The organism is Rhodococcus sp. NPDC059968, assembly GCF_042738615.1.
Lineage (GTDB): Bacteria > Actinomycetota > Actinomycetes > Mycobacteriales > Mycobacteriaceae > Rhodococcus_F.
On the sequence record NZ_JBHWUE010000248.1, the window covers coordinates 1 to 2,340 of the forward strand.

General features: G+C 63.5%; 2 protein-coding genes. Both read right to left on the reverse strand.

Going from position 1 to position 2,340, the window contains the following annotated elements; all coding sequences use genetic code 11:
* Window positions 1–1,166 precede the first annotated feature (1,166 nt).
* Entirely contained in the window at window positions 1,167–1,397 is a 231-nt protein-coding gene (locus ACFWAY_RS53545) for a hypothetical protein (protein ID WP_378516514.1), read from the reverse strand.
* Between the two features lie 394 nt (window positions 1,398–1,791).
* Window positions 1,792–2,340: LuxR C-terminal-related transcriptional regulator (locus ACFWAY_RS53550; protein WP_378516515.1), on the reverse strand; the 549-nt coding region annotated here is incomplete at its 5' end.

Sequence of the window (2,340 nt, forward strand, 5' to 3'; positions counted from 1 at the left end):
CGTTCCCGCCCGAAATCGATCCCGAAATCCGCGACCTTGTGGATCGGATTTCAGGTCCTGAACTCACGCACTAACGAAATGAGCCAACTCAGGCTGGACTCCGGTGTCCGCGGCCCACTCGTAGTCGCCGCAGCCGACGCCGGGTGGTTGGCGTCATCGTCCGGCCCCGCCGATGCGATTCCAGTGCTCAGCCGGGCGAGGACAGTGCCCGTGGCGGCAGCAACAACCGGCGGCCCGATGATGTTCCTAAACACACGTTCCTTTCGGATGTGCTGGCGCGTGCATGGCCAGAAACGCGGCGGGCGGCGTCAGGTCCTCCTCTCCCAGGCACCCCGCACTCAATGGACTTCAAGGGAAGCAATGGCCCTGGGGGGAAACGTTGGGGCAGATCCCCCACTGGAACGGGATGAATCTGGGACGCTCGGTTGGGCCTCCCAGGTCGGGGCCGAATGAGTTGGGGCCGAATGAATTGGGGCCGAATGAGTTGGGGCCGATGTGGTGAGGACCGATGGGGTGAGGATGAGGATGAGGGTGATGAGGCCCGAACGGGATGTTGACCCACGACTGGTTGACCAGTGACGGACTGTCCAGAGCGCCTGCCGGATGTGCCGACGCGGCCCCCGCGCCGACCCCTCCGATGACGCTGACGGCCGCAACCGCGACCAGTGCACCACGAGCAAAATTATTCATGTCGAATCCTTGTCTGTGTTGATCCCGGCGCATGATGCCGAGAAAGGAAGGGGGACGAACGCGGATCGGTACGTCCCAGCTTGTGAGCTCAGCGGATGCGATGGCGGAAGTCCCGGATGAGGTGGGCGATCTCTTGACCATGCGTCTCGAACGCGAAATGGCCGGCGCCGCGCAGACGGACTCCGCGTCGGAAAGATCGCCGCGAACGTCGCGGCGCCAACGGGCCCGAAGATTTCATCGCCCCTGGCCCAGGTGACCAGTGCCGGCCGGCCGGTGGCTGCGCAAACACTCCTGGGATGTCGGGTATGCGTCTATTTTGAACTGGTAATATCAGAACAGGTTCAGATGAATCGCCCTGTTGCCCTGCGCGATCGAGACACGCCCGATCGCGCAGGGCGTCCGGTGCAAAGCTGTCTAGACGGTCAGTGGGGACGGTCCAGTGTCGATGCGCTAGCGATCCTCATGACTCCTCTCTCTCAGAATTCGGTCGGTGTTGTGTCGATGGAGGCGTAGTGCTTGCTGTTGATCTCAGTCCAGTGAGCGCATCCAAAAGCCAGTGTTTCACTGGCTAAGTGGGCGGACTCACGTGCATGGAGAGCAGCGATCAACGCTGACTGTTGTTGCGGCGTATACGAACTGGATTCGATCGCACTGCGGAGCTGAGCGTCAGTGCCTAACTGGATGCGTCGATCAAAGGTGTTGGTCATGACTACTCTGCCGTTGTGCGCAGGGAACAGCATCTGCCCATCCCACGCGGCCGAGCTCAGCTGCCAACGATGCGAGAACGTGACGACCAGCCAAGCCCCAGTCCTTGTAGTGGATCGCGGTGCCATCCTTGGTCATTTTGCTCATTCTCCTGGCTCGTTTCCTCGGTGTGCGGCTTAACTTCAGCGTCGCGCGGCCGGGGTGCCGATCGACCCCGTGAGATGCCCTGGGGTCAATGCCTGGTGTGCCAGGGGCCCGGCAGGAGCCGCCGCTCGTAGTTTGCGGATTTTCCGGCAATTGATTCAGCCGCCGGGTGGCAGTGTGAGAGGGCGAGCGTTCTAAGAGGGAAGCCCCCGGCAGGTCGCGCTCTCCTGATCCGGGAGTCGTGCGCCTTCGTTACGTCGGCAGGGTCGCGTTTCCGGTGCTGGCCAGCGCGTTACGAAGCTCTCTGCGGGACACGATGCCCAGTTTCGTGTACACGTGGTGCAGGTGCCACTCGACGGTGCGGGAACTGATGAACAGCTGGCCGCCGATCTCGGGATTTGTATGCCCGTCCGAAGCCAGTCGGGCGATTTGAGCCTCCTGGGTCGTGAGCTCGCCGAAGGTCTCGACGGTGCGCTTGCGTGCGGTCTCCCCGGTGGCCAGGAGCTCGCGACGCGCACGCTCGGCGAAGCCGCCCGCCCCAATGTGGCTGAACATCTCGTGGGCGGCACGGAGCTGTTCGCGCGAGGCCGAGCGACGGTTCTCACGACGCAACCACTCGCCGTACAGGAGGCGGGCGCGGAAGAGATGAACAACGATACGGCTGCGGGTGAGCCGCTCGATCGCCTCGCGGTAGAGGGCATTGGCAGCGTCGCCGTCGCTCAGTAGCGCGCGCGAGCGGGCCTCGATCCCTAGTGCCCACTCGGTGCCGCTGGCCCGTGTCCGCTCCTCGAGCCTCTCCAG